The sequence below is a fragment of the Flavobacterium aurantiibacter genome (assembly GCF_002251775.1).
In the GTDB taxonomy this organism is placed as follows: domain Bacteria; phylum Bacteroidota; class Bacteroidia; order Flavobacteriales; family Flavobacteriaceae; genus Flavobacterium; species Flavobacterium aurantiibacter.
In genome coordinates, this window is record NZ_NOXX01000075.1 from 1 (window position 1) to 1,594 (window position 1,594).

Genomic DNA, 1,594 nt, shown 5'->3' on the forward strand with positions numbered 1-1,594 from the left:
ACAGCCTTTTTGTACTCCGGGCTGCCGCTGCAGTCGGGGCTAGGCAAACATCTTTGATTGTAAACGGTCGGAAAAGCCGACCATTTTCAGCACGGATTATAAATCCGCGCTAACGGGTAACGGGGGGCTTATTCTCTTCGATCGACCAAATATTAATTCTTTATTTTCCGCCTAACTAATTTCTGTAATTGAAAAAGACTTTAAATGTTCTATATCCTTTGGGTAAACTGTTTTTTGTAGTATCGCTAGAATTTCTTCTGGCAATACACTACTATTGAATGCCGTTTTTGGTTTAGCTACTAAGTAATAATCCAAGTGACTAAAATCATTAAGTACTTTTTTATCGTAGCAGTAAAGTCCCTTTTTTGCCATAAATACAAAGTCCTTGAGGTAGCTGTCAATAGATTTGACTTTCTTCACTTTAGTAATATCGGAATTAACTTCCACTATACTTTTTTCAGGGAGATTTCTAAAATAAGAACTAATTAAATTAAATTCGCCTTCATCTAAAAGGGAAACTGAGCTAGGTAACTTACCTCCTGCAGAGGCAACAAATCCGACTTTATTGTCGGCCATAAAAAACCAATCTAAATCTAACGCTTGTTGTTCGTTTTCTGTAAACATATGATTACTTAGTTATAGTCCAAAAATTGTTTCACAATTTGAACAAGGCGGGATCACCTCGCCTGTTCTAGGTCTTATTGCGTCTGTAAATCTTATCTGCGAGGGAATCGCTGAAGGCTGCTGCAAAAGTAATTCATTTGCTGCTTGAAATTCAGCACAGCATCCAACTCTGTTACCAGATGCGGTTCGTGTTCCAACGCCACCTAATTGTGTAGAGGCAGCCTCTAATTCAGGAGCTATAATTGCTGGAATATTTCCACTAGTAGCAATTGTAGTTTGACCATTTAATTCCGCTCCAACAACAGTCGCTGGCGATCGACCTGCTGCACCCATTTCAGTTGCTATATTTCTTACACTGTTATTTAATGCAGTCATTTCGCTAGTCACCGGCGTTGCCTTAGTTAAGCCCCCAAGTAATCTTCCAGCACCAGCTGTAGCAGCAACTACAGCGCCCTCGATAACTTTTTCAGTTAATGCGGAACCTGCAATTTTACCTGCTCCATGTATATCTCCTTTTAGTGCTTTAGCTGCAGCCTTGATAGCAGGAGCAACAACAGAACTTGCACCGCCAAAAGCACTCGCTATAACATCAGCTCCTGTTTTTGGAGCTGGCTTGGAGTTAGCAATAGACTTAATAGTTGCGATTGGATTTGTAACGGCTGAATAAGTGCTTTTTAAAGTAGCTTTAGCTCCTTCATACATGCCGCTATAATATTGTTTAACAGCCGTCCAAATTGGTGGCCAAGGCCACATCCCATCCGGATCAATGAAATAAACAGGATTATCCATTGCATAATTATACGGCGACCATCTTCTTCCTTTCTCCGCCAACGGATCCACATTCATCCACCTACCAATTGCGGCATCGTAATTTCGGGCGCCGTAATCGTAAAAGTTTAACCCCAACTCATCTTGCCACTCCTTACCGTTGTACTTATACTGCCACTCCCGTCTTTCCGTGGGTTGTATC

The 1,594-nt window shown here is 41.2% G+C and carries 2 protein-coding genes; both read right to left on the reverse strand.

The window, feature by feature from the left end:
• Window positions 1-171: 171 nt before the first annotated feature.
• Window positions 172-624 (reverse strand): hypothetical protein, encoded by a 453-nt coding sequence (locus CHX27_RS00955; protein ID WP_094484909.1) that lies wholly within the window; start codon window positions 622-624, stop codon window positions 172-174.
• 12 nt (window positions 625-636) lie between these two features.
• The coding region (locus tag CHX27_RS00960) for an RHS repeat-associated core domain-containing protein (protein ID WP_133063378.1) at window positions 637-1,594 on the reverse strand (958 nt) is incomplete at its 5' end.